The organism is Mycobacterium sp. 2-64 (assembly GCF_035918375.1).
In the GTDB taxonomy this organism is placed as follows: Bacteria; Actinomycetota; Actinomycetes; order Mycobacteriales; family Mycobacteriaceae; genus Mycobacterium; species Mycobacterium intracellulare.
The window spans coordinates 1,819,295-1,845,811 of sequence record NZ_CP142361.1; the positions used below are offsets into that span (position 1 = coordinate 1,819,295).

Below are 26,517 nucleotides of genomic sequence, written 5' to 3' on the forward strand. Positions count from 1 at the left end.
GATCCGCGCCCCAAGGTGCGCGTTTCAATTCGCTTGGGGCGCCCAGACCCACGGGACGAAACCCTCCTGCGTCCGGCGCCCACTGGTTACCGTTGAGCCATGCCACCCAAGCGCGAGCGCGCCGCACGGGATGTCGCCGCGGCGGCGCCCGCCGATTCGCTTGCGCCGCAGTATCCGATCGAGTCGGTCGACAATGCGCTCAGGCTGTTGTTGCTGCTCGGCGAACAACCCCAGATCCGGTTGAGCGAGGCGACCCGCTATCTGGGCGTGGCGTCGTCGACCGCGCACCGGTTGCTGGCGATGCTGGCCTACCGCGGGTTCGTCCGGCAAGACCCGGTGTCCAAGGCGTACCTGCCCGGCCCGTCATTGACCGGGGTGGCGTTCGCGATCTTCGGCCGCGTCGACATCGCGCGGTCGGCCGCACCCGTCCTTCGCGGCCTCAGCGAACAGCTGCGCGAGACCGTGCACGTCGGAATGCTGGACGGCGCCAGCGTCCGCTTCGTGGCCGCCGTCGAGGGGCCGGCCGCGGTGCGGGTGGCGTCCCGGCTGGGCCGCACGATGCCCGCGCACTGCACCTCGACGGGCAAGGTGATGCTGGCCCAGTTGTCGCCACCGGAATTGCGTGCGCTGCTGCCGCGCGAGCGGCTCGAGCGCATCACCTCGCATTCGATCGCCAGCCGCGCCGAGCTGGAAGCCGAGCTGTCGGGCATCCGCGAACGCGGCTACGCCACCAACCGGGAGGAGAGCGAGGAGGGCGTCGCCTCGGTCGCCGTGCCCATCCCGGCCCGGGCGCCCGGCCTGCGGCTCGCGCTCAACGCCGCCGCGCCGCAACACCGGCTGGACCCCTCCCGGTACCCGGCGGTGGCCGCCGCACTTGTCAACGCCGCCAAGGAGATTGGCGATCAGCTCGGCTAGCTAGGCCGGCGACGACGCGGGCCCCGACGGGAGCCGCGCCACTTCGTGGCGCCAGGCCGCCTCGGCGGTGAGCGCGGGCCCCAGATCCGGCAAATCCTCCCAGTCCGCGTCGTCGATGTCGCGCAGCGTGCCGCCGGCGGCGCGCACTCGCAACGCCATGCGGGCCAGCGCGTCGAGGCTGATCGCCTGCAGCACCGCCTGCGGCACCGTGGCCGCGGCGCTGGTGATTCCGTGTCCGCGGCAGATCACCACGGGCGCACCGCGCATGGCCGCCACCATCTCCTTGCCCAGCCGCGAATCCCGGATCAGCACGGCGCGTTCGTAGACGGGGACACCGCCGCGCGCCAGCCAGGCGCCGGGAATGTCGTAGGCGCCGTAGATGGGCCGGATCGTGATGCCGGCCAAATCGGCGGCGACCACCGCCGGCGGGTGCAGGTGCGCGACGGCCGTGTGGCGCGGGTCGGCGAGCATGGTCTCGACGTGGATGGGCAGTTCGTTGGGCACCCGGTACCCGTCGAGTTCGCCTGGGGCGCCGGGGCTGCCGTCGAATCGGACCAGCCGGATGTCGCTGGGCCGGGTGAACGCCACCCCGTCGTCGGCGTCGCTGCGGCAGCGCACCAGCAGGCGCTCGTCGTCGACCCGCTGGCTCAGGTGGCCGAGGATGCCGTCGACCAGGCCGCGGGCAGCCGCGACGCGGCACCCCTGCGCGACCAGGGTTCGCTGCCGCTCCAGCCGGTCGGTCATGGTTCGGTCCCTTTCGGGTCGGGTTTCGTTGCGCCGAGGCCGAATCCGCCATCGGGACGCACGGTTTCGCCGGTGATCCCGCGGGAGCGGTCGGACGCCAGGAACACATAACTGAACGCGTGGTCTTCGCCGGTGAGCGCGACGTGCAGGGGAGTGCGGTCCGCCACCTCGCGGGCCCGGCCGGGTCTGTCGTCGAGCCGGGTGTCGCCCAGCCCCAGGCTGGCGAGGCCACGCAGATCGGTGTTCAGCGTGCCGCCGGGCGCCACCCCGTTGACCCGGATCCCCGGCGCCAACTCGTGGGCCAGCGCCGAAACCAGGCCGCGCACCGCGAATTTCGAGGCGACGTAGAGCGCGCCGCCGCGTCCCGGGTAGAACGACGAGGCGGACTCGGTCAGCACGATCGAGGCCCCTTCCGCGTGCCGCAGCGCCGGGATCGCCGCCTTGACCGACTGCATATGGCTGAGCACGTTGGTGCGAAACATCTCGTCGAACGCGCCGGGTAGGTCGGGCGGGTCGATGTCGCCGATGCCCCTGTAGAAGTCGAAGATTCCGACACAGTTGACCAGCGTGTCCAGCCCACCGAAGGCGTCCACCGCGGCGGTGACGGCCCGTTCGTTGGCGTCGTAGGCGGTCGCGTCGCCCTCGGTCACCGGTGCGTCGGGCAGCTGCGCGCGCAGCGCGGCGCACTTCTCTGGAACGCGTTCCAGCGCGGCGACTTTCGCGCCCTCGGCGCGAAACGCGTCGAGGATGGCGCGCCCGATTCCCGAACCCGCGCCGACGACCAGTGCGCGCTTGCCCTCAAGCCAGCCCGTCATCGCGCTCCTCGGGATCGTCGGGCAGCAGCGGCGCGTGGGAATTGCCGACCATGGCAGCCAGAGTACGGGGGTTCTGCCAGGTCAAGGCCTCGACCTCGAGCGCGTCCAGCGTGATCGACTCCCCGGACCTGGGGGCGCTGATCAGCAGGCGCGACCCGTTGCGGGTGTCGATCCGGCGCACCACGACCTCGGTGAATTCGTTGGCGATCGTGATGGGTTCGTCGCTCATAGGAACACCGCCAGGTTCTGCATCCGTAGCACCGACTCGTCGGCGAGGATGGTGCGCCGCGCCAGCTTGAAGCGATCGCCACACCGGCGCAGGAGGTCCTCGCGCCCGCAGGACAGCAGGGCGGCCTCGTTGACGTCCCCGCGGCTGCGGAACAGCAGCTCGGCCGATTCGACGACCACGTCCTCGGAATCGTCGCACTCGAAGGTGCGCACGTTGGTGATGAAGTGCCGCAGCCGCGACGGCGGGTCCTCGGCCCACACGTGCTCGGTGCCCATCCGCGCGACCCGCTGGGTCAGGGAGTACTTGTCCTCATCGAAATGGGCCATTCCGGGCTCGGGAAAGGGCGACGCGTCGAATCCGGCGCCGCGCGCGGCGGTGACCCGCACCGGCATGGTGTAGCGGACGTCGTCGGTCAGCGTGTCCAGCCACGCCTCATACCGTTGGGCGTCGAGCAGGTACGCCTCGTCCACCAGGAACTGGTGCGCCTCGAGGTGTCGAGTGTCGCTGAAGGGCAGGGGCTTTCTCACGCGCCGGCCCCCTGCAGGTAGTCGGCCCACATGGTCAAAAGCGCCCGCTGGTTGTGCTCGTTGTACCCGACCTGGGCGCGTCCGGGACCGTGAAACGCGTTGGGCGCCAACGGCTCGACGACGGGTCGGTCGTCGGCGAGCAGGCCCATGCGGCTGTTCAGCAGCAGCCGTCGCGCCATCGAGCCGCCCGCGGTGGTGGTCAGCGACACCCAGTTCTCCACATCGTCCTGTTCGAACATGCCCGTCGACCCGAAGCACATCAGATACGCCTTGTACGAATCCTGTTTGTACTGCGGGGGAGCGGCGGAGTCCACGGCGAACCACGAACACACTTCGGTCTCGTTCTCGCTGATGGGTTGCCACAACCGGATCGAGATGAACGGCAGCACCTCGTCATCGCGATCGCGCACCTTGGGCCAGTTGTGCACGAAACTCAGGTTCGGAAAGCAGGTCGCCGCGGAGATCATGAAGCCGTCCTCGCCGACGACCCGCTGCTGTTGCGGGGTCCACACGTCCTTGATGCGGCCGATCATCTCGGCGGGGTAGCCGACGTAGCGCATCCGCTCCTCGAAGCTGCCGGGGGGCAGTTTGTAGGTGGTGCCCCCGCCGCGGTGCGCCCAGTAGGTGGCGCCGTCCTTGCGCTTCTGGGCTTTCGGCTCGCGGAACAGGCCGATCTCGACGATCGACGCGTGGGTGTGCGGGGTGTGGTACATGTCGCCGGCGAAGTTCTCCGCGCCGATCTTCCAGTTCGCTTTGATCCGCCAGCGCTGCGGCCCCCGCACCTCGACGCCGCCGGCGCTCTGCTTGGTGTAGTAGTCCAGGTAGAACCTGAAGTCGCCCAGGAAGTCTTCCAGCGGTTCGGCATTCGGATCCAGGCTGATGAACAGCAGGCCGTTGTAGCTCGCGAAATTCGGTGCGGGCAACAGGGTTTGGTCCTTGGCGAACCCCTCGTCGCCGCCGTAGGCCTCGCGGTGGAACGGCAGCCCGGTGAGCCGTCCGTCGTTGCGGTAGGTCCAGCCGTGGTACGGGCAGCGGAAGTTGGAGGCGTTTCCCATCTCCGCGCGACAGACCTGCATCCCGCGATGCAGGCACATATTGAACAAGGCCCGCACCTCGCCGGCGGAATCCCGGGTGATGATGAACGAGTCGTCGAGCACCCGGCGCACCACGTAGTCGCCGTCGTGCGGGATTTCGGACTCGTGCCCCACGAACGTCCACGCCCGGCCGAACAGCTTTTCCTTCTCCAGCGCGAACAGTTCCTTGTCGTTGTAGATGTGCGCGGGGATCATCCCGCGGCGCACGTTCTCGAAGACTTCGAGCAATCCGCCGTCCCGGTGCGCCATGACTCCCTCTGATCTACAGAAATACTCTCCGCTCAGAAGAATCCCGCAGTCTTCGGCGCCGGTCAACCGCCGGGCGCCCGCGTCGCCAGGTTGTCCGCAGAATCCTTGGGGCCGATTCACAGGTGGCGCGCAATTACAAGCCGGAAGTCCCCGGCTACCGTGGGTCACGGCGGCGGTTCGGCGTATGTGAGCGCGGAGTAAACTGCCGGTAATCGTTCGGTTTTGCGGTTATTAACCGCTTATTTCCACTGATTTGAGGAAAGGCAGGGTGCGATGGTGGGTCGGCCACGCGGGGGTCGATTGCAGCAGGTCGGATCCAAGGTTCTGGCCGCTATCGGGCGCCAGGAGTGGATGGATCGGCCGAGCTATCGGTTCGAACACCTGCTCAGCTTCGCCTACAACGGGCTCGGCGGCGCCCGCAACACCGTCACCAACGCGCTCAACGGGGTCTGGCTCGGGCACCCGGTGCACCCGCCGTTGGCGTCGCTGACCAGCGGCGCGCTCGGCACGACGGTGGCGCTGGACGTCCTCAGCGTGCTGCCGGGCCAGCCCGCGTCCGAGGTCGTCGACGCCTCACGATTCGCCTCCCGCGCCCTCGGGCTCGGCATCCTGGCGAGCCTGGGCTCGGCCGTCACCGGCGTCACCGACTGGCAGCACACCCACGAGGAGGACCGCCGCGTCGGCGCGGTGCACGGCCTGCTGAACGTCGCCGCCACCGCGCTATACATGCAGTCGTGGTGGGACCGTCGCAAGGGACGCCACGGGCGAGGCATCGTGCTCACCGCGCTGGGCTACGGCATCACCGTCGCCGGCAGCTACCTCGGTGGTGCGCTGGTCTTCGACTCCGGTATCGGCATCGACCAGTCCGGTCCGCGGCTGCGCACCTCGACGTGGACGCCGGTGCTGCCCGCGAGCTCGCTCAACGGCAAACCGGTGCGCGTCGAGGTCGACGGTGTGGGCCTGGTGGTCTGTCAGACCAAGCCCGGTGAAGTCGCGGCGTACGGAGAATTCTGCCCCCACCTGGCCGCCCCGATGGCCGACGGCTGGATGGACCGCGGCCGGTTGGTGTGCCCCTGGCATGGCTCGTGGTTCGCCGCCGAATCCGGCGAAGTGGTGCGCGGTCCGGCGGCAGCGCCGCTGCCGTGCTACGAGGCCCGGTTGGTCGACGGAGTGGTCGAAGTCCGCGGTGAGCAGCAGCCCGCTCCCGGCGGCGCGATCGGAATCGCTAAAGGAGGAGCCAATTGAACGCCTACGACGTTCTCAAAGAACACCACATCGTGCTCAAGGGCCTCGGCCGCAAGGTCAGCGAGGCACCGCTGAATTCCGAAGAGCGCCATGCCCTTTTCGACGACATGCTGATCGAGCTCGACATCCACTTCCGGATCGAGGACGACCTGTACTACCCGGCGCTGCGCGCGGCCACCAAGCTGATCGCGGTCGCCCACGCCGAACACCGCCAGGTCGTCGACCAGCTTTCCGTGTTGCTCAAGACGCCGCAGAGCGCGCCGGGGTATGAGGACGAGTGGAATTCGTTCAAGACCGTGCTGGAGGCGCACGCGGACGAAGAGGAACGCGACATGATCCCGGCCCCTCCGCAGGTGAAGATCACCGACGCGGAGCTCGAGGAGTTGGGCAACAAGATGGCCGCCACGATCGAGCAATACCGCGGCTCGGCCGTGCACCGCCTGCGGACCAGGGGGCGCGCGGCGTTGATCCGCGCCCTGTAGGGGAGCATCGAGAGTAGCGTCACGGCTCATGGACGCCGGGTGTGTCGCTTCTCAGGCTGACATCACGGCGGAGATCGCCCGCATCGCAGCGCAATACCCGGGCGGCGCCGGGGCAGGCCCGGCGCACGATCAGCCGCTCCTCGACTATCCGCCGTACCGCAGCACGACGCTGCGCCACCCCAAGCATCCCCTGGTCGCGATCGATCCCGAGGGCGTCGAGCTCTGGGCGCCGTGCTTCGGCCACCAGGACGTCGACCCGCTCGACGCCGACCTGACGGCCGGGCATCCGGGCGAGCCGATCGGGGAGCGCGTCGCGGTGACCGGACGCGTCGTCGACGAAGGCGGCCGACCGGTGGCCGGTCAGCTGGTCGAGATCTGGCAAGCCAATGCCGCCGGGCGCTACCGCCACCAGCGCGACCAGCACCCGGCCCCGCTCGACCCCAACTTCACCGGCGCCGGCCGCTGCCTGACCGGGCCGGACGGCTCCTATCGGTTCCTGACCGTCAAGCCCGGCCCCTACCCGTGGCGCAACCATCGAAACGCCTGGCGCCCGGCGCACATCCATTTCTCCGTTTTCGGAACGGCTTTCACCCAGCGCCTGGTCACCCAGATGTACTTCCCGGGCGACCCACTGTTCGAGCTGGATCCGATCTTCCAGTCGATCCTCGATCCCGCCGCGCGGCAACGGCTCATCGCCCGCTACGACCACGACCTGACCCAGCCCGAGTACGCGACCGGGTACCGGTGGGACATCGTCCTGACCGGCGGCGCGCACACACCCACCGAGGGCGCACATGACTGAAACTGCCTGCACCCCAGGGCAAACGGTCGGACCCTTCCTCGACCTGGGATTGCCGTACCCCGGTGACAGCGAGCTGGTCGACGACGGTCACCCGCAGGCCATCCGGCTGCACGGCACGGTGTACGACGGCGGCGACGCCGCGGTCCCCGATGCCCTGGTCGAACTCTGGCAGCCCGATACCGCGGGACGCATTGCGCGGCAGGCCGGTTCGCTGCGCCGATCCCACGCGTCGATCGCAAGCGCGGCGCTTGCGCCGGGCGCAGCGGGTCGGCGCCATCGAGACCCGTCGTTCACCGGCTGGGGGCGCTGCGCGACCGACGACGCCGGGCGCTACGCGTTCACCACCCTGACCCCGGGTTCGGTGATCGACGGGCGCCCGCCGTTCTTCGCGCTCACCGTGTTCGCGCGGGGGCTGTTGAACCGGTTGTTCACCCGCGCCTACCTGCCCGGAGCCGACCCGGACGCCGATCCGCTGTTGGCCGCCGTCCCCGCCGAGCGTCTGGAAACGTTGCTCTGCGTGTCCGAAAACGACGGCGCCGCATACCGTTTCGACATCCACCTGCAAGGGCCGGCCGAGACCGTGTTCCTGGCGTACCGGGCGGACGCGCGATGACGAATCTGCTGTGGCCCGGAGACCATCGAGCCGGCGAGCACATGACCGACGGGGCGCTGCTGGGTTCGATGGTCGCGGTGGAATCCGCGTGGCTGAGCGCGCTGGCGGGCGCCGGCCTGACGGCCGCCGAGTGCGTCGGCGTGGAGCTGCGGAATCTGGTGACCCACGACGACTGCGAGGCCCTCGCGGCCTCCGCCGAAGACGGCGGCAACCCGGTGATCCCCTTGGTGAAGCTGCTGCGCGAGCGCGCGGAGCCGGCCGTCGCGCCGTGGATCCACCGCGGACTCACCAGCCAGGACGTCCTGGACACCGGCCTGATGCTGGCCACGCGCGCGGTCGCCGACGACCTGATCACGCAGCTGAGAGAGCAGATCTCGGCGCTGTCCGAACTCGTCACGCGGCACCGGGCCACGCCGATGGTGGCCCGCACCCTTACCCAGCACGCGGCACCCACCACCTTCGGCGCCAAGGCCGCCGCTTGGCTGAACGGGGTCGTCGACGCCTTCGACCGGATGGCCGCGCTGACCACGCCCGTCCAAATCGGCGGCGCCGCGGGCACATTGGCCGCCACCACGGAGTTGGCGGCGCTGCTCACCGGCGGCTCCGACCCGGCCGGGGTGGCGGCCGGCGTCGCCGCCGACACGGCAACCGCATTGGGCCTGGCGCCGCGGGCGCCCTGGCACACGGCCCGCGCGCCGATCAACGGCGCCGCCGACGCGTTCGTCGGCTGCACCGACTGCTGGGGCCGCATCGCCTCCGACATCGTCACGCTGGCCCGCCCCGAGATCGCCGAACTCAGCGAGCCGACGGCCGACAACCGGGGCGGCTCGTCGTCCATGCCGCACAAGCGTAACCCCGTGCTGTCCATCCTGATTCGCCGCGCCGCGCTGTCGGCGCCGCCGCTTGCCGCCACCTTGCACACCGCCGCGGCGCTGGCCGACGACGAACGGCCCGACGGGGCGTGGCACGCCGAATGGGACACCCTGCGCACGCTGGGCCGGCGCACGGTGGTCGCGGGATCCCAAACCGCGGAGTTGCTGACCGGCCTGACCGTGCACACGCAGCGCATGGCCGAAAACCTCGATGCCGCAGATGTTTTGGGTGAGCAGCAAGCGATCGCCGAGCTGGTGGGTAAAGACCCGTCACCGACCTACTTCGGCGCCGTCGACCGGCTGATCGACGACAGCCTCGGCCGCGCCGCGCGGGCACTCGCTCAGCGCTGAGTCGCGATTCTCAGTCGGCCACCGCGATCTCGATGGACAAGCACTCACTCAGGGCGTGCGCCGCCGCCCAGTCCCCGCCGCACACGGCGCGCTCGAGTTCGTCGACCAGCGGGCTGTCGGCTCCCAGGTCCGCCAGCCACGCCGACACCGTCGCCGTGATCTGATGGGCGGGCACCCGGGCGACGTGCCCGCGGTGGAGTCGGTCGGTCAACTGGTAGATCGTGGCCGTCGGCCTGCGCTGCGGCCAATGAACCATCCATTTCGGTGAATTCATCGTCCCCTCCCCGCTAGCCTCAACGACTCATCCATCCCCGGCGGCACGTCCAGCTCTAGAGCGCAATAGTACGTCCGTACCAATGCGTGGGTTGTCATTTCGGCCGTCAAAACTCGAACTTTTTCGCGGATTTTGTTCATCGCGGTCGCCTACCTGGTTCTGCAGCAGAAGAGCAGGCCGATCAATGCCGCGCCAATGAGGCACGGCCCGCCCGGGACATGATGCGTTGCAAGACGTTGTGGGACAGGTCGCCGTCGTTGGCCACCCTGGCGAGGCCGCGCCTCCTCAGGAACATGTCGAGCCGCCGATCGGGTGACCAATCGGCGTAGATGGCGCCGAGGTAATGCGACTGCAGGAAATCCGACGCCAACGCGTCGAGGTCGGAATCCGTCAGCGACGGTGGGCTAGCACCCATGCTCGGCAAGCTCCTTCGTTCTCCCCACAACTGCCGCAGCCAAGTTACGTCAGGGGGCGTCACTAAACCGTCACGCGGAGATTGCGGAACGGGCCCAAACTCGGGACCCGATATCGGAAGCGGCGCAACACCGAACGGCGCAGGCCGTCCCGAAAGCCTTCCGGGGCCGGTCAGCCGGTGGCCGATGCCGCCGGCTTGTGGGCGACGATCGCGACGGCGGCCAGTTGCTTGCGGTGCTTGCGGAACGTGCGGCGCATCGCCAGGACCCGTTTGCGGGCATCGCGGTGCAGGAGCACGTTCCTGGCGAACCGCAGGGCCCCGAACAGGCCCTCGTCGGAGACCAGCCGGCGGGGCTGTAGCAGGGCCATCGGCGCGGTGGTGACGTTGTCGACCACCAATCCGTGCTCGGCGAGCAGTTTCGACCACTCCGCGATCGTCAGCGGCCGCGCGTTCACCTTGATCGAACGCGCGAGCCCCTGCCGGATCTCGGTGCTGATCTCCTCCGACACCGTGTCCGGGATGAGGGCGAGTTCGTGGATCGCGTAGCGGCCCCCCGGCCGCAGCACGCGGGCCGCCTCGGCGACGATGGCCTGTTTGGCCGCGTCGCCTTGCATGGTCAGCATCGCCTCTCCGACGACGACATCGCTGCTGGCGTCCGGCAACCCGGTCTCCGCCGCGTCCGCCACCCGCACGGCGGCATTCTGCGCACCGAGATCGGAAAGCACGCCGCGGACCATGTTGGCCGCGTCCGGGTCGCCCTCGGCGCCGACGTAGGATCGCGGACCGCGGGCCACGATCTCGGTGGCGGTACGGCCCAGGCCCGGCGCCAGCTCGACCACATCGGCGCCGCCCAGCTCCGCGCGCGACAGCAGGGTGCGGGTCAGCTCGACCCCGCCGGGGCGCAACACGCGCTTGCCGAGCCGGGCCAGCAGCCAATGGCCGGCGACGGCGCTGTCGTCACGGCGCGATGCCGGCAGCGGAAGTTCGGAACCTGCTCGTTGTCCTGGCATCAGATCTCCTGTCGCGCAGCGCCTTGCGGTGAGGCCAGGGCCAGCTCGTGGTACCCATGGCGCACCGGGGGCGGGGTGTCGATGAGCCTACCGTCGGCCTTCACCGTTCTTAGGCCTCGAACCCAATTTTTACAAGACATGTTGTGTAAACTGTAGCCCATGACTTACGCGATCGGGAAGCCATGCGTCGACGTGATGGATCGCGCCTGCGTCGACGAGTGTCCCGTGGATTGCATTTACGAGGGCGGCCGCGCGCTCTACATTCATCCAGACGAGTGTGTCGACTGCGGCGCGTGCGAGCCGGTTTGTCCGGTGGAGGCGATTTACTACGAAGATGACCTGCCCGAGGACCTCCAGCCGCACCTGGCCGACAATGCAGCATTCTTCGCCGAGACGCTGCCGGGCCGCGACGAACCCCTGGGGTCCCCGGGCGGGGCGGCCAAGGTCGGCCCGCTCGGCGCCGACACACCGCTGGTGGCGGGTCAGCCCAGTGCCGCCCATTCGGACGGGGCTTGAAGGACGAGCAGCGTGAGGGACCCGGTGAAGACCCAGAGAACCCAGAAGACGCAGAAAGCCCAGAAGGCCCGGCAGTTGGAGAAATTCCCGGAGGTTCAGGGTTCGGTCGCGGGCGAATCGGCCGGTCGGCGCCGCGCGGTGATGCGGTTGCTGCGGGCTTCCCCGGAGCCGATGAGCATCGCCGGGATCGCCGACGAGCTGGGCGTGCATCCCAACACCGTCCGCTTCCACCTCGACAGCCTGGTCACCGACGGGCAGGTGGAACACGTCGAGCTGGACCGCAAAGGCCCAGGCCGCCCACCGCTGATGTTCCGGGCGGTCCGGCAGATGGATCGCGGCGGGACGCGGCATTACCGGCTGCTCGCCGAGATCTTGACCATGGCCTTCGCCACCGAGCGCGACCCGGGGCCCAAGGCGCTGGCCGCGGGACGGGCGTGGGGGCGGAAGGTGGACGCCGAGCTGCATCCGCGGCCCGACGCCCCCGCCAACGCCGAGGAGGTCATCGCCCGTTTGATCGAGGTGCTCGACGAGCTCGGCTTCGCGCCCGAGCGCCGGGTGGTCGACGGGGAGCAACAAGTCGGACTGCGGCACTGCCCGTTCCTGGAGCTGGCCGAAAACCGGTCGAGCGTCGTGTGTCCGGTGCACCTCGGCCTCATGCAGGGAGCGGTGGAAACCTGGGGCGCACCGGTCTCGGTGGACCGGCTCGACTCGTTCGTGGAGCCGGACCTGTGTCTGGCTCACCTGACGCTGCAGGGGGCGGCCAAATGACCACCGGAACCGCGATCGCCGTCGCGCTCACCTTCGTCTGGCTCGGCATGGTGCTGGCCATCTCGTTTTTGGAAGCCCCGCTGAAGTTCCGGGCGCCCAACGTGACGTTGCAGATCGGGCTCGGCATCGGCCGGCTGGTCTTCCGCGCCCTCAACACCGTCGAGGTGGCCTTCGCGCTCGTCATCGGGGCGATCGTGATCGCGGGCCCCACCCCGGCGGGCGTCATCGCGGCGGTCGGCGTCGCCGTCGCCGCGTTGGCCGTGCAGCTGGTCGCCGTGCGGCCCGCATTGACCCGCCGTTCCGACCGGGTGCTGTCCGGATCGGACGGGCCGCGCTCCCGGGCCCACTACGGCTACGTCGCCCTCGAGGCGGTCAAGGTGGCCGGCCTGATCGCGGCGGGGATACTCCTACTGAGCGGTTAACTGCCCACCCTCAAGGCCGTCGGTGAAAGGCCTTGCAACTACGAAGGACTCACAATGGATTCCGTTTCGTTGACCGACCTCGCGTCCGAAAAGCTCGCCGAGGCCAAACAGTCCCACAGCGGACGGGCCGCGCACACGATCCACGGCGGACACAGCCACGAGCTTCGGCAGACCGTGCTGGCCCTGCTGGCCGACCACGACCTCTCCGAACACGACAGCCCCGGCGAGGCCACCCTGCAGGTGCTGCGCGGCCGCGTGCGCCTGACCACCGGCGGCGACGCCTGGGAGGGCAAGGCCGGCGAATACCTTGCGATCCCACCCGAACGCCATGCCCTGCACGCGATCGAGGATTCGGTGGTCCTGCTGACCGTGCTGAAGACCATCCCCTCGGCGCACTAGCCGCCGATGCTCTCGACGCCCTGGGCAACGAGTTTCGGTCTGCGGGCGCCCATCGTCAACGCGCCGATGGGCGGGGTCGCCGGCGGCCGCCTGGCCGCCGCGGTCACGGCGGCCGGTGGTCTGGGCATGGTCGGCATGGGCAGCGTCGCGACCCGGGAGCTGCTGGCCGAGCAGCTGCGGGCCGTCGACGGCCGGTTCGGCATCGGCCTGGTCGATTGGGTGATGCGCAACGAGGCCGGGCTGCTCGAGGATGCGCTGGCCGCACGGCCCGCCCTGTTGTCGGTCAGCTTCGGAACCGACTGGTCCTGGGTCGCCAAGGCGCATGAGGCCGGAATCCCCACCGCCACACAGGTTTACGACAGCGACGGGGCGCGCAGGGCCGTCGACGGCGGCGTCGACATCCTGGTCGCCCGCGGGTCGGAGGGCGGCGGGCACGGCGAGGTCAAGCTGGGGCTGCTGCCGCTGCTGGACGCCGTCCTGGACGCCGTCACGGTGCCGGTGCTGGCCGCGGGCGGCGTCGCCTCGGCGCGCAGCCTGGCCGCCGTGCTGGCCGCCGGCGCCAGCGGCGCGTGGGTGGGGACCCGCCTGTCGGCCTGTCCGGAGGCGCTGACCGGCGACGCCGGCCGCCGGGCCCTGGTGGCCGCCACCGAAACCGACACCGCGGTCACCCGGGTCTTCGACGTCGCCAAGGGGCTGCCCTGGCCGGCGCGATTCCCGTCGCGGGTGCTGGCCAACGAGTTCGTCGAGCACTGGACCGGTCACGAAGAGGCGCTGGACCCGGCCGCCTGCGAGGAGCTGGCCACAGCGATCGCCGCCGGGGACTGCCGGATCGCCCCCGTCGACGCCGGTCAGGGCGTCGGGATGATCCGCGACGACGCGTCGGTGCGCGAGGTCATCGACGAGATGTGCACGGGCGCGGCACGGTTGCTGTCCGGCTGGGGGACACCAGAGCGGGCATAGGGCTCGCTCGCGGCCTACGCGCGGCCGGGCGCCAGCACGACGCAGCACCGGTCGGGCCCCGGGCAGAGCCGGGCGTTCGGGCCGTGTGGCGCCAGCGCATCGGCCACGCCGCTGATCAGCGCGTGGTTCATGGTGCAGGCCAGCTCCGTCTGCTCCTGCGCCAGGGCGTGGAACGGGCAGTTGGCGAGCTCGACCTCGCCGTCGCCGTAGCGGGGCTCGTAGCCGTGCCGGCTCAGCAGCTCCACCGCGCGCCGAAGCGCGCCCGCGGCGTCGGCGGGCGCTCGCGCGCCGGCCCGCGCCCCGATCGCGCGACCGTAGTCACGGGCCACCCGGTTCAGGACGCTGGTGACCGGTTCGCCGGTGCCCGCCGACCGGGCGATCGCCGTCGCCATCAAGCGGCCCGCCAGCTCGTACTCCCGCTGCGGAAGGCTGACCGCGATGTCGCGGCCCGCCCGGCGATACAGCTTGGCGGTACGCCCGGCGCCGGGGCCCGAGCGCCCGGTCACGCGCGCGAAACCGGTTTCCAGCAGGCCCTCGGCGGTGAGCCGGTCCAGGTGGAACTTGGCCTGGTGGTGGGGGATCCCGACGGCGTCGGCCGCCTGGTCGCGGGTCACGGGCGCGGGCTGGTCGCACACGAACTGATACAGGCGGTGGCGCACCGGATCGGCGAGCGCCCCGATGCCGGCGGCGTCGCGCTGCAGGTGCTTCCCGTCGTCCATTCCCGCGCCATTTCTAACAGACAAAATGCTTGACGCTACAGTCTACACGCTCTACCGTTCGATTTATTATCCGTTAGAAATGGAGGCACCCGATGAGCACCAATCAAGTCAGCGCGACGCCCACCCTCGCCGAGCAGCTACGGGACCCGGCCTATTCGGCCTACCTCGCGCTTCGCACCGTGTTCACGATCGCGCCGATCGTGTTCGGGTTGGACAAGTTCTTCAACCTGCTGACCCACCCGCATCACTGGAGCATGTATCTGGCCGGCTGGATCGACGACCTGGTGCCCGGAACGGCCGATCAGTGCATGTACCTCGTCGGGATCATCGAGATCGTGGCCGGGGTGGTGGTGGCGGTGGCCCCACGGCTGGGCGCCTGGGTCGTCGCGGCCTGGCTCGCCGGGATCATCATCGACCTGGTCACCGGGCCCGGGTTCTACGACGTCGCGCTGCGCGACTTCGGGTTGTTCGTGGGCGCCATCGCGCTGGCCCGGTTGGCGCAGGGCGTGCACAGCGGCAGCATCTGGCGCGGCATCGCGGCCCGGTAGCCGCGCGTCAGACGGCCCTGAGGTAACGCTTGGCGATGAGCCGCTGCGCTACCCGCACCACCGGGCCGCCGGCCTTGCTCCACCAGGTCGCCGGACGGGAGAACGCCGACACCTCCGCGTGGACCGCGGAGGTGATCGGGTCGTAGCGCACCACGAAACGTTCCTCGCCGGATTCCGGGTGGCCCGGCAGGGTGCCGTAACCGAAGCCGCGAATGTCGGGTTCGTCGACGACGTACACGACGCGGCAGGGCGCCGGCAGAAAACCCATCCGCACCACCACCACCGCGTCGACGACGGCGATCTCCGAGCTGGCCTGCACGCGCAGCCCCGAGCCACGCTGCATGCCCCAGCGCAGCACGGCGTCGGCGGCCTGCTCGAAACGCTGCCGGCCCGTGCCGATTTGGCGCTCGGCGTGTTGATGGTCGTATCCCGCGGGCAGGTCACCGGCCGCCGTCGCACCCACTTCCCGATAGGTCAGCGGAAGTTCCTCGAGCGCTCGTAGGTCCACGCGTTCAGCTTGCCACGCCACGGTGCGCGGCGGTGTTTTGCGAGTACGGTCTGAAGATGTGACCGCACAAAACTCGAAAACCGTTGCCGGGGCGTCGGGAACGTTCACCCTCGGCGGAGATCTGACCATCAACCGACTCGGCTTCGGGGCGATGCGCCTTACCGCGAAGGGCGTGTGGGGCCCGCCCGACGACCGCGACGAATGCGTCCGGGTGCTGCGCCGCGCCGTCGAGCTCGGGGTGAATTTCATCGACACCGCCGACTCCTACGGCCCGTACTTCTCCGAGGAGATCATCCACGAGGCGCTGCATCCCTACGACGGCCTGGTGATCGCGACCAAGGCGGGCCTGCTGCGCACCGGGCCGGACATCTGGATCCCGTTGGGCAACCCCAGTTATCTGCGGCAGGAATGCGAGCTGAGCCTGCGCCGGCTGGGCGTGGACACCATCGACCTGTTCCAGCTGCACCGCATCGACAAGAACTTCCCGCTCGAGGACCAGGTCGGCGAGCTGCTGACCCTGAAGAACGAGGGCAAGATCCGCCACATCGGCCTGTCCGAGATCAACGTCGACCAGCTCGGCGCGGCGCAAAAGATCACCGAGATCGTGTCGGTGCAGAACATGTACAACCTGTCGGCCCGTGACGCCGAGCCGCTGCTGGACGCGGTGACCGAACAGGGCATCGGTTTCATCCCCTGGTTCCCGCTGGCCGCCGGACCGCTGGCCGCCCCTGACGGACCGCTGCAGCGCATCGCCGCCGAGCACGACGCGACGCCGTCACAGCTGGCGCTGGCGTGGTTGCTGAAGCGGTCACCGGTGATGCTGCCGATTCCGGGGACGTCGAAGGTGGCGCACCTGGAGGAGAACGTCGCCGCGGCCCAGATCACGCTGTCGGACGACGAGTTCGAGACCCTGTCGGCCGCCGGGGCCCGGCAGACCGGGTAGCCACCACGCGAATGCGCGCGCCCGTCGGGCAATACGGTGTGGTGGTGGCCGAACATCAGCGACACCCCGGCGGGGGATTCAACCCGCCCGAACCCACCACCAAGGGCGGGCCCGACTACGGCAGGTTCATCGACGCCGTGCGCGCGTTGCAGGATCACGCCCGCGCCGCCGACGCCCCCGACGAGGTGATCACCGAGGCGGCCGACCTGCTGGAGAAGGTGTCGGCGTTGCTGGCGCCGTACGACGCCGACGAGTGGGCCTCCCCGTCGGGCCGCCGGATGGACCTGCCGATGCGCGGCAACATCCTGACGATCCCCATGGCGGCCCGCAAAGGCGCAGACGGCCGCGTCCATGGCGAGGCCCGCTTCGCCCGGTTCCATCTCGGCCGTAACGGCGCCGTGCACGGCGGCGCGCTGGGGATGCTGTTCGATTCCATTCTGGGGCTGAGCGCCGCGGTGCTCACCGGCAACCCGCGGCAGCGCACCGCCTACCTCAAGATCGACTACCGCCACATCGTGCCGGTGGAGAAGGAACTACAGTTCGACGCCGGCGTCGACCGGGTGGACGGGCGCAAGATCTTCGTCTCGGGCCGGTTGACCGACGGCGATCGCCTGCTCACCGAAGCCGACGCGCTGTTCGTGCGGCTCAAACCCGGCCAGCCCTGAGAGTCGTTCGCCCGCAAGGGGTTTCATGGAGCGTCGTCGCAACAGGGTAGGCCGCACCAAATAGGTTGAAAATCAAGTTCTTTGCGTGCGCCGGCGGGCCCGGCGCGTCCGCATCGGCAGCGTGCTCTCTTCGTGGTCGAGTTCGCGTTCAATCGCGCGCAGGCTCTGGTCGGGCAGCATGCCCGCGTCCCGCCAGCGCACCAGCTCGTCGCGCTGGGCGTCGATGGCGATGCGGCGGATGGCGACCGCGGCCTCGTAGCGGGGAGCGGCGGGCGCCTCGGCGGCGTCCGACAACAGGTCGAGCCGGTGCTGATACCGCTCGAGCCGTGCCGACAACTGTTGGCGCACACCGTCGATCACCCGAGGGTCCACGTCCACGTCGTCCTGTTGGTCCAGCGAGTCGAGCCTGTCCAGCGCGGCCTGCACGGCGGCGGCGCGAGCCCGGTTGCGCAGCCGCAGTTCGTCGGTGGCATCCGCGCGCAGGCCCAGGGCGCGCACCAGCGGACCGAACGTGATGCCCTGTCCGATCAGCGTCACCAGCACGACGACCAGGGTGCAGAACAGCAGCAGGTCCCGGTCGGGAAACGGCGCGCTGCTGTCGGTCACGAACGGAACCGTGAAAATCGCCGCGAGGCTGACCACCCCGCGGGTGCCGGCCCAGCTCAGCACCAAGACTTCACGGCCGCTGAGGCGCTCGGAGGTGCGGTTGGGCCGGCGCCCGGTGTCGGGCTCGGCGGGTCCGTCGGGTCCGTCGGGTTCGTTTGCGTCGTTTGCGTCGTTTGCGTCGTTGGCGTCGTTGGCGTCGTTGGCGTCGTCGGCGTCGTCGGCGTCGGCGGACCCCGAGACGTTGCCGAGCCGGGTGCGCAGCGGCCGGGGAAGCGACTGGGTGAGCAGCAACCACAGCGGCCGCACCACGAGAACCACGGCGACGGTGACGGCGACCGCCACGATGATCGTCGACAGGTCGTAGCCGCCCAGGTCGTCGAGGATGGCCGGCAGCTGATGGCCGATCAGCAAGAACACCAGGCCCTCGAGCAGGAAGTTGACCAGCCGCCAGACGGCCCGCGTCTGCAATCGGCTCGCCCCCGACTCGAGCCGGGGCGAGTCGTGGCCGACGATCAACCCGCACACCACGACCGCCAGGACACCGGAGGCGGACAGCTCCTCGGCCACCAGATAGGTCACGAACGGGGTGGCGAGCGAGATCGCGTTGGCCGTCAGCACGTCGTGTCTCCACCGGCGCAGCAGCCGCCGGAAGTAGGCGAACACCATTCCCACCGCCAGGCCGCCCAGGGCCGCCAGCGCGAACTCCCGGATCGCCGACGGCACGGAGAACGCGGCGCCGCGCGCCACCGTGATGGCCACCGACAGCGTGGTCAGGGCGGTCGCGTCGTTGAGCAGCCCCTCGCCCTCGATCAGGGTGACGATGTTGAGCGGGAGGCCTTCCTTGCGGGCCACGGCCAGCGCGGCCACCGGGTCGGTCGGCGCGACGGCGGCGCCCAGCACCATGCCCACCGCGAGCGTCGCACCGCTGACGAGCAGCCCGAACGCGATGCCGACCGACGCCGCGGTCAACAGGACGAGGACCACCGACAGGCTGATGACCGTGCGCAGATTGCGGCGGATGCCGACTAGCGACGACTCCAGTGCCGCGTTGAAGAGCAGCGGCGGCAGGATGCAGGTCATCACGACGTCGGGCTCGAGGCTGATATTCGGCCCCGGCACCAGCGCATAGCCGATGCCGACGAGAACCAGCAGCGGCGCGCTGGGCAGCCCGGTGCGCTCGCTGATCCAGTTGACCAGCACGATGACGGCGACGGCGCCGAGCAGCAGCGTCAAACCCGTCTGCGCCCCCATCGGGTCCATCTTGCCGGACTTGTGGGCGGCTGCTCGACGGCCCTGCTCGGCGCCGAACCGCCCCGATAGCATGGTCGTCGACCCATCGAGCCTTGGAGACCGCCACAATGACCGTCCCCGCACACGCCGCCTCGGGAGCCGACGGCGGCGACCCGCAAGCCCCGATCCGGGTGCCTGCCGGGACCACCGCGGCCGCCGCGGTGCGGGATGCGGGGCTGCCGGGCCGCGGGGCGCCCGACGGCGTCGTAGTGGTGCGCGACGCCGAGGGGAAGCTGCGCGACCTCAGCTGGGCGCCCGCCGCCGACGCCGAGGTGATCCCGGTGGCGGCCAACACCGACGACGGCCGCAGCGTGATCCGGCACTCGGCCGCGCACGTGTTGGCCCAGGCCGTCCAGGAGCTGTTCCCGCAAGCCAAGCTGGGCATCGGCCCGCCCATCGCCGACGGCTTCTACTACGACTTCGACGTACCGGAGCCGTTCACGCCCGAGGATCTGGCGGCGCTGGAAAAGCGGATGCGCCAGATCGTCAAAGAGGGCCAGCTGTTCGAGCGCCGGGTCTACGAGTCCAAGGACCAGGCGCGCGCCGAGTTGGCGGGGGAGCCTTACAAGCTCGAACTCGTCGACGACAAGTCCGGTGATCCTTCGGTGATGGAGGTCGGGGGCGACGAGCTCACGGCCTACGACAACCTCAATCCCCGTACGCGCGAACGGGTTTGGGGCGACCTGTGCCGGGGACCGCACATCCCGACCACCAGGCACATCCCCGCGTTCAAGCTGACCCGCAGCTCGGCGGCCTACTGGCGCGGCGACCAGAACAACGCCAGCCTGCAACGGATCTACGGCACGGCCTGGGAGTCGCAGGAAGCCCTGGAGCGCCACCTGACGCTGATCGAGGAGGCCCAGCGCCGCGATCACCGCAAGCTGGGCACCGAGCTCGACCTGTTCAGCTTTCCCGACGAAATCGGTTCCGGCTTGGCCGTTTTCCATCCCAAGGGCGGCATCGTGCGCCGGGAGCTGGAAGAGTACTCGCGGCGCAAGCACATCGCCGCCGGATACGAGTTCGTCAACACCCCGCACATCACCAAGGCGGACCTGTTCCACACGTCTGGCCATCTGGACTGGTACGCCGAAGGCATGTACCCGCCGATGCATCTCGACGCCGAATACGACGACGACGGGACCGTGCGCAAGCCGGGGCAGGACTATTACCTCAAGCCGATGAACTGTCCGATGCACACGCTGATCTTCCGGTCGCGCGGGCGCTCGTATCGCGAACTTCCGTTGCGGCTCTTCGAATTCGGCACCGTTTACCGCTACGAGAAGTCCGGCGTGGTGCACGGGTTGACCCGGGCGCGCGGTTTCACCATGGACGACGCGCACATCTTCTGCGCCCGCGAGCAGCTGCACGCCGAGCTGGCGTCGCTGCTGCGGTTCATCCTCGAGCTGCTCGGCGACTACGGGCTGGAGGACTTTTATCTCGAGCTGTCCACCAAGGACCCGCAGAAGTTCGTGGGCTCCGATGCCATGTGGGAGGAATCCACCAAAGCCCTGGCCGATGTGGCCGCCGAATCCGGCCTGCAGCTGGTGCCGGACCCGGGCGGCGCGGCGTTCTACGGGCCCAAGATCTCCGTGCAGGCCCGCGACGCCCTGGGCCGCAGTTGGCAGATGTCGACAATCCAGGTGGACTTCAACTTCCCGGAGCGGTTCGAGCTCGAGTACACCGCCGCCGACGGGAGCCGGCAGCGGCCGGTGATGATCCACCGCGCGCTGTTCGGGTCCATCGAGCGGTTCTTCGGCATCCTCACCGAGCACTACGCCGGCGCCTTCCCGGCGTGGCTGGCGCCGGTGCAGGTGGTCGGCATCCCGGTGGCCGACGACCACGTCGACTATCTGAACGACGTTGCGGCGCAACTGCGTTCGCACGGGGTTCGGGTCGACGTCGACGCCAGCGACGACCGGATGGCCAAGAAGATCGTCAACCACACCAACCAGCGGGTGCCGTTCATGTTGCTCGCCGGCGACCGTGACGTTGCGGCGGGCGCGGTCAGTTTCCGCTTCGGTGACCGCACCCAGATCAACGGCGTGCCCCGCGACGGCGCGGTCGACGCCATCGTGAAGTGGATCGCCGATCGCGAGAATGCCGCTCCCACCGCCGAACTCGTGAAGGTGGCGGCCGGTGAGTGAGCGCGAACGCGCCGAGCCGCGCACCGACGACACCATCCTCGACCGGGGCGTCGGCGAGGAAGATCATCTGCAGCGGTTGTGGACGCCGTACCGGATGACCTACCTGGCCGAGGCGCCGATGAAGCGCGACAACGGCAAAACCGAGCAGCCGTTCACCGACATCCCGCAGCTGACCGACGAAGACGGCCTAGTCGTCGCGCGCGGTGAACTCGTCTACGCCGTGCTCAACCTCTACCCGTACAACCCGGGGCACCTGATGGTGGTGCCCTACCGGCGCGTCTCGGAGCTTGAGGACCTCACCGATCCGGAGAGCGCGGAGCTGATGTCCTTCATCCAGAAGGCGATTCGCGTCATCAAGAACGTGTCGCGCCCGCACGGTTTCAACGTCGGACTCAACCTGGGGACCTCGGCCGGCGGGTCGCTGGCCGAGCACCTGCACGTGCACGTCGTCCCGCGCTGGGGCGGCGACGCCAACTTCATCACCATCATCGGCGGGTCGAAGGTGATCCCGCAGTTGCTGCGCGAAACCCGCCAGTTGCTGGCGACGGAGTGGACGAAGCAGCGATGAGTCGCGGCGGCGACGATGCAGAGCGTGGCGATGAGGCGGGGGCACCTCCCGCTTGCGGGGGAGAGCGGCGCCAATGAGTAAGGTGCCGTTCCTGTCCCGGGCGGCGTTCGCGCGGCTGACCACTCCGACCGCGAAAGCGTGCCTGCGGTTGGGTTTGACTCCCGACGTCGTCACGATCCTGGGCACCGTCGTGGCCGTGGCGGGGGCGCTGATCTTCTTCCCGATGGGCAAGCTGTTCATCGGCACGCTGGTGGTCTGGTTCTTCGTCCTCTTCGACATGCTCGACGGGGCGATGGCCCGGGAAAGGGGCGGCGGCACCCGGTTCGGCGCGGTGCTGGACGCCACCTGTGACCGCGTCAGCGACGGTGCGGTGTTCTGCGGGCTGCTGTGGTGGATCGCCTTCGGACTGCACGACAAGCTGCTGGCGGCGGCCACCCTGATCTGCCTGGTCACCTCGCAGGTGATCTCCTACATCAAGGCCCGGGCCGAGGCCAGCGGCCTGCGCGGCGACGGCGGCATCATCGAACGGCCCGAGCGGCTGATCATAGTGCTGGTCGGCGCCGGCATCTCGGACTTTCCGTTCGTCGCGTGGCCGCCCGCGTTGCCGGTGGCGATGTGGCTGTTGGCGGCGGCCAGCCTGGTCACCTGCGCGCAGCGGTTGCGCACGGTGCGCACCTCGCCGGGTGCGACCGACCGCGGATCGGTCGCGCCGTGATTCCCACTCCGCCGGGCATGAACGCGATCACGGCACCGAGCCGCCTGGCGAGCCGCGTCGCGGGCCGGTTGAGCGGCGTCGGGGCCGACTGGGCGTACGCGTCAGGCTGGTTGGCCGTGCGGGCGATGCCGGAGTTCGCCGCGCGCAACGCATTTGGCGCCGCGGCGCGCTACGCGGCCCGCGGCGGCGGCCCAGATCAGTTGCGCAAGAACCTGGCCCGCGTCTTGCGGGTGCCGCCCTCAGACGTTCCGGATTCACTGATGCGGGCGTCCGTGGCCTCCTACGCCCGTTATTGGCGCGAGGCGTTCCGCCTGCCGGGCATGGACCTCGCCGCGGTCGGCCGCCAGCTGCACGACTCTGTTCAGGGCCGCGACCATATCGAAGCGGCACTGTCCGGCGGCCGCGGCGCAGTGATCGCGTTGCCGCACAGCGGCAATTGGGACATGGCAGGGGTGTGGCTGGCGCAGACACACGGCACCTTCACCACCGTCGCGGAGCGACTCAAACCCGAGTCGCTCTACCGGCGGTTCATCGCCTACCGCGAAGGCCTCGGCTTCGAGGTGCTGCCCTTGTCCGGGGGCGAGCGGCCACCCTTCGACGTGTTGTGCGACCGGCTGCGGGACAACCGGGTGGTGTGCCTGATGGCCGAGCGCGACCTCACCCGCACCGGCGTGCAGGTCGACTTCTTCGGCGAACCCACCCGGATGCCGGCCGGTCCGGCGAAGCTCGCGATCGCGACGGGCGCGGCCCTGCTACCGGCCCACTGCTGGTTCGAGGGCCAGGGCTGGGGCGTCGCCATCCACCCGGCGCTGGACTGCACCGGCGGCGACGTCGGCGCGATCACCCAGCTGTTGGCCGATCACTTCGAGAAGAACATTGCCGCCCGCCCCGAGGATTGGCACATGATGCAGCCGCAGTGGCTGGCCGACCTCTCCGAGAACAAGCAGGCCCGGCTAAGGGACGCCTGATGCGCATCGGGATGATCTGTCCCTACTCGTTCGACGTTCCGGGCGGGGTGCAGTCGCACGTCCTGCAGCTTGCCGAGGTGGTGCGGGCCCGCGGGCATGACGTCAGCGTGCTCGCACCGGCCTCGCCGCACGCCGTGTTGCCCGACTACGTCGTCTCGGCGGGCAAGGCCGTCCCGATTCCCTACAACGGGTCGGTGGCCCGGCTGCGGTTCGGCCCGGCCACCCACCGCAGGGTCAAAAAGTGGCTCGCCGAAGGCGATTTCGACGTGTTGCACCTGCACGAGCCCAACGCGCCGAGCCTGTCCATGCTGGCCCTCAACATCGCCGAGGGCCCGATCGTGGCGACGTTTCACACGTCGACCACCAAATCGCTGACGCTGACGGTCTTTCAGGGCATCCTGCGCCCGATGCACGAGAAGATCGTCGGCCGGATCGCGGTGTCCGACTTGGCGCGGCGCTGGCAGATGGAGGCGCTGGGAACCGACGCGGTGGAGATCCCCAACGGCGTCGACGTCGGCTCGTTCGCCACCGCGCCGCTGCTGGACGGGTACCCGCGGCCCGGCAAGACGGTGCTGTTCCTGGGGCGCTACGACGAGCCGCGCAAGGGCATCGGGGTGTTGCTTGATGCGCTGCCGCGGCTGGTCGAGCGGTTCGCTGACGTGCAGCTGCTCATCGTCGGCCGCGGTGACGAAGACGAATTGCGCGCGCAGGCAGGCGAATTCGTGAATCATATTCGCTTCCTCGGTCAGGTCGACGATCCCGGGAAGGCGTCGGCCATGCGCAGCGCCGACGTCTACTGCGCACCCAACCTCGGCGGGGAAAGCTTCGGCATCGTGTTGGTCGAGGCCATGGCCGCCGGCACCCCGGTGGTGGCCAGCGACCTGGACGCCTTCCGGCGCGTGCTGGCCGGCGGCGACGTGGGCCGCCTGGTGCCCGTCGGCGACGGCGCCGCGCTCGCCGATGCCTTGATCGCGGTGCTGGAGGATGATGTGCTGGCCGAACGCTATGTGGCGGCCGGCGCGGCCGCCGTCCGGCGCTACGACTGGTCGGTGGTGGCCAGCCAGATCCTGAGGGTTTACGAGACGGTCGCCGCGACAGGCGCCAAGGTTGAGGTGGCCGGTTGATGACAGGGTTGATCGTCGCCATCGCGGTGTTGGTCGCGGTGCTGGGCGTCTTCGGCGCCTGGGCGTACCGGACGGCCAACCGGCTGGACCGGTTGCACGTCCGCTACGACCTGTCGTGGCAGGCGCTCGACGGCGCGCTGGCGCGCCGCGCGGTGGTGGCGCGCGCCGTGGCAATCGACGCCTACGGCGGCGCATCCGAGGGCCGGCGGTTGGCGGCGCTGGCCGACGCCGCCGAGGGCGCGCCCCGGCCCGCGCGGGAGACGTGCGAAAACGAGCTGTCGGCCGCGCTGGCCGCCGTCAACCCGGCGTCCCTGCCGGCCGGGTTGATCGCCGAGCTGGCCGACGCCGAGGCCCGGGTGCTGCTGGCCCGCCGCTTCCACAACGACGCGGTGCGCGACACGCTGGCGCTGGCCGAGCGGCCCCTGGTGCGGCTGTTCCACCTGGGCGGGACCGCCGGGCTGCCCAGCTATTTCGAGATCGTCGAGCGGCCGCACGCGCTGGCCCACGGCGATCACGGCGTGCTCAACCACCGCACCTCGGCCCGCGTCGTGCTGCTCGACGAGAGCGGGGCGGTGCTGCTGCTGCGCGGGTCGGATCCGGCGCTGGGCGAGCCCGCCCCGAAGTGGTGGTTCACCGTGGGAGGCGAAGTGCAGCAGGGGGAGCGGCTGGCCGAGGCGGCCGCGCGAGAGCTCGCCGAGGAAACCGGCCTGCGGGTCGCGCCCGCCGACATGGTCGGGCCCGTGTGGCGGCGCGACCAGGTCTTCGAGTTCAACGGCTCGCTGATCGACAGCGAGGAGTTCTACTTCGTCTACCGCACCCGCCGGTTCGAGCCGTCGCGCACGGGCCGCACCGAACTGGAACGCAGCTACATCCACGGCCACCGCTGGTGTGACGCTGCCGACATCGCCCAGCTCGTCGCCGCGGGGGAGACGGTGTACCCCATGCAACTATCCGGACTGCTCACCGACGCGGCCGCGCTCGCCGGCGGCCGCGCCCCCGGCCCGCTGCTGTCGATCCGCTGACTCCGTCGGTCAACGCGGGCCAAAGCGCCTCATTAGACTGGGTCGACAACGGTTGAAGGAGATCAAGCAGTGACTAGCGCCCACCCACCGGACGGCAACGGGCGAACCGGAACCGCACGCGTCAAGCGCGGCATGGCCGAGATGCTCAAGGGCGGCGTCATCATGGACGTCGTCACCCCCGAGCAGGCCAAGATCGCCGAGGGCGCCGGCGCCGTCGCCGTGATGGCGCTGGAGCGCGTGCCCGCCGACATCCGCGCCCAGGGCGGGGTGTCGCGGATGAGCGACCCGGACATGATCGAGGGCATCATCTCGGCGGTGACCATCCCGGTGATGGCCAAGGCGCGCATCGGGCACTTCGTCGAGGCGCAGATCCTGCAGAGCCTCGGGGTGGATTACGTCGACGAGTCGGAGGTGCTCACCCCCGCCGACTACACCCACCACATCGACAAGTGGAAGTTCACCGTGCCGTTCGTATGCGGCGCCACCAACCTCGGCGAGGCTTTGCGACGCATCAACGAGGGCGCCGCCATGATCCGCTCCAAGGGCGAAGCAGGCACCGGGGACGTCTCCAACGCGACCACGCACATGCGGGCGATCGGCGGCGAGATCCGCCGCCTGACGTCGCTGTCCGAAGACGAATTGTACGTCGCCGCAAAGGAATTGCAGGCGCCCTACGAACTCGTCGTCGAGGTGGCCCGGGCGGGCAAGCTGCCGGTCACCATGTTCACGGCCGGCGGCATCGCCACCCCCGCCGACGCGGCGATGATGATGCAGCTCGGCGCCGAGGGCGTCTTCGTGGGCTCGGGCATCTTCAAGTCCGGCGACCCCGCCCAGCGCGCGGCGGCCATCGTCAAGGCCACCACCTTCTACGACGATCCCGACGTGCTGGCCAAGGTCTCGCGTGGGCTGGGGGAGGCGATGGTCGGCATCAACGTCGAGCAGATCGCGCAGCCCCATCGGCTGGCCGAACGCGGCTGGTAAGCCGAGGGCTATTG

Annotated in this window: 32 protein-coding genes; 21 read left to right on the forward strand and 11 right to left on the reverse strand. The window is 69.9% G+C overall.

Features of this window, described 5'->3' with window-relative positions:
• Positions 1-99 precede the first annotated feature (99 nt).
• Positions 100-915: an IclR family transcriptional regulator gene (locus tag QGN31_RS08945; RefSeq protein ID WP_014942527.1), complete on the forward strand. Its 816-nt coding sequence runs from the start codon at positions 100-102 to the stop codon at positions 913-915.
• On the opposite strand, the gene QGN31_RS08950 is transcribed toward QGN31_RS08945, so the two are convergent.
• From QGN31_RS08950 to QGN31_RS08970, 5 genes are read right to left on the reverse strand one after another with little or no spacing between them, the layout of a single operon-like run.
• Positions 916-1,659, reverse strand: a complete 744-nt coding sequence (locus QGN31_RS08950) for a class II aldolase/adducin family protein (RefSeq protein WP_009952636.1) — start codon at positions 1,657-1,659, stop codon at positions 916-918. It lies immediately after the preceding gene.
• Positions 1,656-2,474: a 3-(cis-5,6-dihydroxycyclohexa-1,3-dien-1-yl)propanoate dehydrogenase gene (gene hcaB / locus QGN31_RS08955; protein WP_014380541.1), complete on the reverse strand. Its 819-nt coding sequence runs from the start codon at positions 2,472-2,474 to the stop codon at positions 1,656-1,658. Before hcaB ends, QGN31_RS08950 begins: the two co-directional genes overlap by 4 nt.
• Positions 2,458-2,703: a hypothetical protein gene (locus tag QGN31_RS08960; RefSeq protein WP_008258372.1), complete on the reverse strand. Its 246-nt coding sequence runs from the start codon at positions 2,701-2,703 to the stop codon at positions 2,458-2,460. Before QGN31_RS08960 ends, hcaB begins: the two co-directional genes overlap by 17 nt.
• Complete coding sequence (locus tag QGN31_RS08965; RefSeq protein ID WP_009952632.1) at positions 2,700-3,230, reverse strand: 3-phenylpropionate/cinnamic acid dioxygenase subunit beta; 531 nt, start codon at positions 3,228-3,230, stop codon at positions 2,700-2,702. Before QGN31_RS08965 ends, QGN31_RS08960 begins: the two co-directional genes overlap by 4 nt.
• Positions 3,227-4,573: an aromatic-ring-hydroxylating dioxygenase subunit alpha gene (locus QGN31_RS08970; protein ID WP_014942525.1), complete on the reverse strand. Its 1,347-nt coding sequence runs from the start codon at positions 4,571-4,573 to the stop codon at positions 3,227-3,229. The genes QGN31_RS08965 and QGN31_RS08970 overlap by 4 nt, the downstream gene beginning before the upstream one ends.
• A 273-nt stretch (positions 4,574-4,846) precedes the next feature.
• On the opposite strand from QGN31_RS08970, the gene QGN31_RS08975 reads away from it, so the two are divergent.
• From QGN31_RS08975 to QGN31_RS08995, 5 genes are read left to right on the forward strand one after another with little or no spacing between them, the layout of a single operon-like run.
• A complete protein-coding gene (locus QGN31_RS08975; protein ID WP_043955121.1) occupies positions 4,847-5,818 on the forward strand; it encodes a Rieske 2Fe-2S domain-containing protein in 972 nt (323 codons plus the stop codon).
• Complete coding sequence (locus QGN31_RS08980) at positions 5,815-6,300, forward strand: hemerythrin domain-containing protein (protein WP_009952625.1); 486 nt, start codon at positions 5,815-5,817, stop codon at positions 6,298-6,300. The genes QGN31_RS08975 and QGN31_RS08980 overlap by 4 nt, the downstream gene beginning before the upstream one ends.
• 28 nt (positions 6,301-6,328) lie before the next feature.
• Positions 6,329-7,102 (forward strand): protocatechuate 3,4-dioxygenase subunit beta, encoded by a 774-nt coding sequence (gene pcaH, locus QGN31_RS08985; RefSeq protein ID WP_014942523.1) that lies wholly within the window; start codon positions 6,329-6,331, stop codon positions 7,100-7,102.
• The gene (gene pcaG / locus QGN31_RS08990; protein WP_043955120.1) at positions 7,095-7,715 is read left to right on the forward strand and encodes a protocatechuate 3,4-dioxygenase subunit alpha; all 621 of its coding nucleotides are present in this window, start codon (positions 7,095-7,097) and stop codon (positions 7,713-7,715) included. The genes pcaH and pcaG overlap by 8 nt, the downstream gene beginning before the upstream one ends.
• Entirely contained in the window at positions 7,712-8,938 is a 1,227-nt protein-coding gene (locus tag QGN31_RS08995) for a lyase family protein (RefSeq protein ID WP_014942521.1), read from the forward strand. Before pcaG ends, QGN31_RS08995 begins: the two co-directional genes overlap by 4 nt.
• Positions 8,939-8,948: 10 nt before the next feature.
• Here the strand turns inward: QGN31_RS08995 and QGN31_RS09000 are convergent, their stop codons facing one another.
• The 3 genes from QGN31_RS09000 to QGN31_RS09010 all read right to left on the reverse strand — a co-directional run bounded on the left by QGN31_RS09000 (position 8,949) and on the right by QGN31_RS09010 (position 10,637).
• Positions 8,949-9,212, reverse strand: coding sequence for a hypothetical protein (locus QGN31_RS09000; RefSeq protein ID WP_009952620.1), 264 nt, complete (start codon positions 9,210-9,212; stop codon positions 8,949-8,951).
• Positions 9,213-9,393: 181 nt separating this feature from the next.
• Positions 9,394-9,606, reverse strand: a complete 213-nt coding sequence (locus QGN31_RS09005) for a hypothetical protein (RefSeq protein WP_026071309.1) — start codon at positions 9,604-9,606, stop codon at positions 9,394-9,396.
• Positions 9,607-9,797: 191 nt separating this feature from the next.
• On the reverse strand, positions 9,798-10,637 hold the full coding sequence (locus QGN31_RS09010) for a class I SAM-dependent methyltransferase (protein WP_008258348.1): 840 nt from the start codon (positions 10,635-10,637) through the stop codon (positions 9,798-9,800).
• 159 nt (positions 10,638-10,796) lie between these two features.
• Between QGN31_RS09010 and fdxA the strand changes: the two genes are divergently transcribed.
• Genes fdxA through QGN31_RS09035 form a run of 5 tightly spaced genes read left to right on the forward strand, consistent with a single transcriptional unit; the run spans position 10,797 to position 13,702 of the window.
• On the forward strand, positions 10,797-11,153 hold the full coding sequence (gene fdxA / locus QGN31_RS09015) for a ferredoxin (protein WP_043955118.1): 357 nt from the start codon (positions 10,797-10,799) through the stop codon (positions 11,151-11,153).
• Positions 11,154-11,177: 24 nt separating this feature from the next.
• On the forward strand, positions 11,178-11,921 hold the full coding sequence (locus tag QGN31_RS09020) for a helix-turn-helix transcriptional regulator (RefSeq protein WP_009952616.1): 744 nt from the start codon (positions 11,178-11,180) through the stop codon (positions 11,919-11,921).
• Positions 11,918-12,343: a hypothetical protein gene (locus QGN31_RS09025; protein WP_009952615.1), complete on the forward strand. Its 426-nt coding sequence runs from the start codon at positions 11,918-11,920 to the stop codon at positions 12,341-12,343. Before QGN31_RS09020 ends, QGN31_RS09025 begins: the two co-directional genes overlap by 4 nt.
• Positions 12,344-12,397: 54 nt before the next feature.
• Positions 12,398-12,742, forward strand: coding sequence for a cupin domain-containing protein (locus QGN31_RS09030; RefSeq protein ID WP_009952612.1), 345 nt, complete (start codon positions 12,398-12,400; stop codon positions 12,740-12,742).
• Between the two features lie 6 nt (positions 12,743-12,748).
• Entirely contained in the window at positions 12,749-13,702 is a 954-nt protein-coding gene (locus QGN31_RS09035) for an NAD(P)H-dependent flavin oxidoreductase (protein WP_014942518.1), read from the forward strand.
• Positions 13,703-13,716: 14 nt separating this feature from the next.
• Here QGN31_RS09035 and QGN31_RS09040 read toward each other — a convergent pair whose 3' ends face one another.
• Positions 13,717-14,421, reverse strand: coding sequence for a helix-turn-helix transcriptional regulator (locus QGN31_RS09040; RefSeq protein ID WP_014942517.1), 705 nt, complete (start codon positions 14,419-14,421; stop codon positions 13,717-13,719).
• Between the two features lie 92 nt (positions 14,422-14,513).
• On the opposite strand from QGN31_RS09040, the gene QGN31_RS09045 reads away from it, so the two are divergent.
• The gene (locus tag QGN31_RS09045) at positions 14,514-14,969 is read left to right on the forward strand and encodes a DoxX family membrane protein (protein ID WP_014942516.1); all 456 of its coding nucleotides are present in this window, start codon (positions 14,514-14,516) and stop codon (positions 14,967-14,969) included.
• A 7-nt stretch (positions 14,970-14,976) separates the two neighbouring features.
• Here QGN31_RS09045 and QGN31_RS09050 read toward each other — a convergent pair whose 3' ends face one another.
• Positions 14,977-15,477, reverse strand: coding sequence for a DUF1990 family protein (locus QGN31_RS09050; protein ID WP_009953636.1), 501 nt, complete (start codon positions 15,475-15,477; stop codon positions 14,977-14,979).
• A 58-nt stretch (positions 15,478-15,535) separates the two neighbouring features.
• Here QGN31_RS09050 and QGN31_RS09055 point away from each other — a divergent pair, with 58 nt between their 5' ends.
• Both QGN31_RS09055 and QGN31_RS09060 read left to right on the forward strand, forming a co-directional pair.
• Positions 15,536-16,420 carry an aldo/keto reductase gene (locus QGN31_RS09055; RefSeq protein ID WP_014382863.1) on the forward strand — a complete coding sequence of 295 codons (885 nt, stop codon included), beginning with the start codon at positions 15,536-15,538 and terminating at the stop codon, positions 16,418-16,420.
• Positions 16,421-16,431: 11 nt separating this feature from the next.
• On the forward strand, positions 16,432-17,085 hold the full coding sequence (locus tag QGN31_RS09060) for a PaaI family thioesterase (protein ID WP_014385319.1): 654 nt from the start codon (positions 16,432-16,434) through the stop codon (positions 17,083-17,085).
• 72 nt (positions 17,086-17,157) lie between these two features.
• Here QGN31_RS09060 and QGN31_RS09065 read toward each other — a convergent pair whose 3' ends face one another.
• A complete protein-coding gene (locus QGN31_RS09065) occupies positions 17,158-18,951 on the reverse strand; it encodes a cation:proton antiporter (protein ID WP_014942515.1) in 1,794 nt (597 codons plus the stop codon).
• Between the two features lie 98 nt (positions 18,952-19,049).
• On the opposite strand from QGN31_RS09065, the gene thrS reads away from it, so the two are divergent.
• From thrS to pdxS, 7 genes are all read left to right on the forward strand, one after another.
• Complete coding sequence (thrS, locus tag QGN31_RS09070) at positions 19,050-21,125, forward strand: threonine--tRNA ligase (RefSeq protein ID WP_014942514.1); 2,076 nt, start codon at positions 19,050-19,052, stop codon at positions 21,123-21,125.
• Positions 21,118-21,693, forward strand: coding sequence for an HIT family protein (locus QGN31_RS09075; RefSeq protein WP_008258334.1), 576 nt, complete (start codon positions 21,118-21,120; stop codon positions 21,691-21,693). The genes thrS and QGN31_RS09075 overlap by 8 nt, the downstream gene beginning before the upstream one ends.
• A 73-nt stretch (positions 21,694-21,766) precedes the next feature.
• On the forward strand, positions 21,767-22,408 hold the full coding sequence (gene pgsA, locus QGN31_RS09080) for a phosphatidylinositol phosphate synthase (protein WP_036459250.1): 642 nt from the start codon (positions 21,767-21,769) through the stop codon (positions 22,406-22,408).
• 17 nt (positions 22,409-22,425) lie between these two features.
• On the forward strand, positions 22,426-23,376 hold the full coding sequence (locus tag QGN31_RS09085; protein ID WP_014942512.1) for a phosphatidylinositol mannoside acyltransferase: 951 nt from the start codon (positions 22,426-22,428) through the stop codon (positions 23,374-23,376).
• The gene (locus QGN31_RS09090; protein WP_014942511.1) at positions 23,376-24,500 is read left to right on the forward strand and encodes a glycosyltransferase family 4 protein; all 1,125 of its coding nucleotides are present in this window, start codon (positions 23,376-23,378) and stop codon (positions 24,498-24,500) included. The genes QGN31_RS09085 and QGN31_RS09090 overlap by 1 nt, the downstream gene beginning before the upstream one ends.
• A complete protein-coding gene (locus QGN31_RS09095; RefSeq protein ID WP_014942510.1) occupies positions 24,500-25,522 on the forward strand; it encodes an NUDIX hydrolase in 1,023 nt (340 codons plus the stop codon). Before QGN31_RS09090 ends, QGN31_RS09095 begins: the two co-directional genes overlap by 1 nt.
• A gap of 132 nt (positions 25,523-25,654) precedes the next feature.
• A complete protein-coding gene (gene pdxS / locus QGN31_RS09100) occupies positions 25,655-26,503 on the forward strand; it encodes a pyridoxal 5'-phosphate synthase lyase subunit PdxS (protein ID WP_014380523.1) in 849 nt (282 codons plus the stop codon).
• Positions 26,504-26,517 lie beyond the last annotated feature (14 nt).

Coding starts and splice junctions, on each gene's coding strand:
- QGN31_RS08945 (WP_014942527.1), top strand. CDS start 100: ATGCCACCCAAGCGCGAGCGCGCCGCACGGGATGTCGCCGCGGCGGCG.
- QGN31_RS08950 (WP_009952636.1), bottom strand. CDS start 1,659: ATGACCGACCGGCTGGAGCGGCAGCGAACCCTGGTCGCGCAGGGGTGC.
- hcaB (WP_014380541.1), bottom strand. CDS start 2,474: ATGACGGGCTGGCTTGAGGGCAAGCGCGCACTGGTCGTCGGCGCGGGT.
- QGN31_RS08960 (WP_008258372.1), bottom strand. CDS start 2,703: ATGAGCGACGAACCCATCACGATCGCCAACGAATTCACCGAGGTCGTG.
- QGN31_RS08970 (WP_014942525.1), bottom strand. CDS start 4,573: ATGGCGCACCGGGACGGCGGATTGCTCGAAGTCTTCGAGAACGTGCGC.
- QGN31_RS08975 (WP_043955121.1), top strand. CDS start 4,847: ATGGTGGGTCGGCCACGCGGGGGTCGATTGCAGCAGGTCGGATCCAAG.
- pcaH (WP_014942523.1), top strand. CDS start 6,329: ATGGACGCCGGGTGTGTCGCTTCTCAGGCTGACATCACGGCGGAGATC.
- pcaG (WP_043955120.1), top strand. CDS start 7,095: ATGACTGAAACTGCCTGCACCCCAGGGCAAACGGTCGGACCCTTCCTC.
- QGN31_RS08995 (WP_014942521.1), top strand. CDS start 7,712: ATGACGAATCTGCTGTGGCCCGGAGACCATCGAGCCGGCGAGCACATG.
- QGN31_RS09000 (WP_009952620.1), bottom strand. CDS start 9,212: ATGAATTCACCGAAATGGATGGTTCATTGGCCGCAGCGCAGGCCGACG.
- QGN31_RS09010 (WP_008258348.1), bottom strand. CDS start 10,637: ATGCCAGGACAACGAGCAGGTTCCGAACTTCCGCTGCCGGCATCGCGC.
- fdxA (WP_043955118.1), top strand. CDS start 10,797: ATGACTTACGCGATCGGGAAGCCATGCGTCGACGTGATGGATCGCGCC.
- QGN31_RS09025 (WP_009952615.1), top strand. CDS start 11,918: ATGACCACCGGAACCGCGATCGCCGTCGCGCTCACCTTCGTCTGGCTC.
- QGN31_RS09030 (WP_009952612.1), top strand. CDS start 12,398: ATGGATTCCGTTTCGTTGACCGACCTCGCGTCCGAAAAGCTCGCCGAG.
- QGN31_RS09035 (WP_014942518.1), top strand. CDS start 12,749: ATGCTCTCGACGCCCTGGGCAACGAGTTTCGGTCTGCGGGCGCCCATC.
- QGN31_RS09040 (WP_014942517.1), bottom strand. CDS start 14,421: ATGGACGACGGGAAGCACCTGCAGCGCGACGCCGCCGGCATCGGGGCG.
- QGN31_RS09045 (WP_014942516.1), top strand. CDS start 14,514: ATGAGCACCAATCAAGTCAGCGCGACGCCCACCCTCGCCGAGCAGCTA.
- QGN31_RS09060 (WP_014385319.1), top strand. CDS start 16,432: ATGCGCGCGCCCGTCGGGCAATACGGTGTGGTGGTGGCCGAACATCAG.
- QGN31_RS09065 (WP_014942515.1), bottom strand. CDS start 18,951: ATGGACCCGATGGGGGCGCAGACGGGTTTGACGCTGCTGCTCGGCGCC.
- thrS (WP_014942514.1), top strand. CDS start 19,050: ATGACCGTCCCCGCACACGCCGCCTCGGGAGCCGACGGCGGCGACCCG.
- pgsA (WP_036459250.1), top strand. CDS start 21,767: ATGAGTAAGGTGCCGTTCCTGTCCCGGGCGGCGTTCGCGCGGCTGACC.
- QGN31_RS09085 (WP_014942512.1), top strand. CDS start 22,426: ATGAACGCGATCACGGCACCGAGCCGCCTGGCGAGCCGCGTCGCGGGC.
- QGN31_RS09090 (WP_014942511.1), top strand. CDS start 23,376: ATGCGCATCGGGATGATCTGTCCCTACTCGTTCGACGTTCCGGGCGGG.
- QGN31_RS09095 (WP_014942510.1), top strand. CDS start 24,500: ATGACAGGGTTGATCGTCGCCATCGCGGTGTTGGTCGCGGTGCTGGGC.
- pdxS (WP_014380523.1), top strand. CDS start 25,655: ATGGCCGAGATGCTCAAGGGCGGCGTCATCATGGACGTCGTCACCCCC.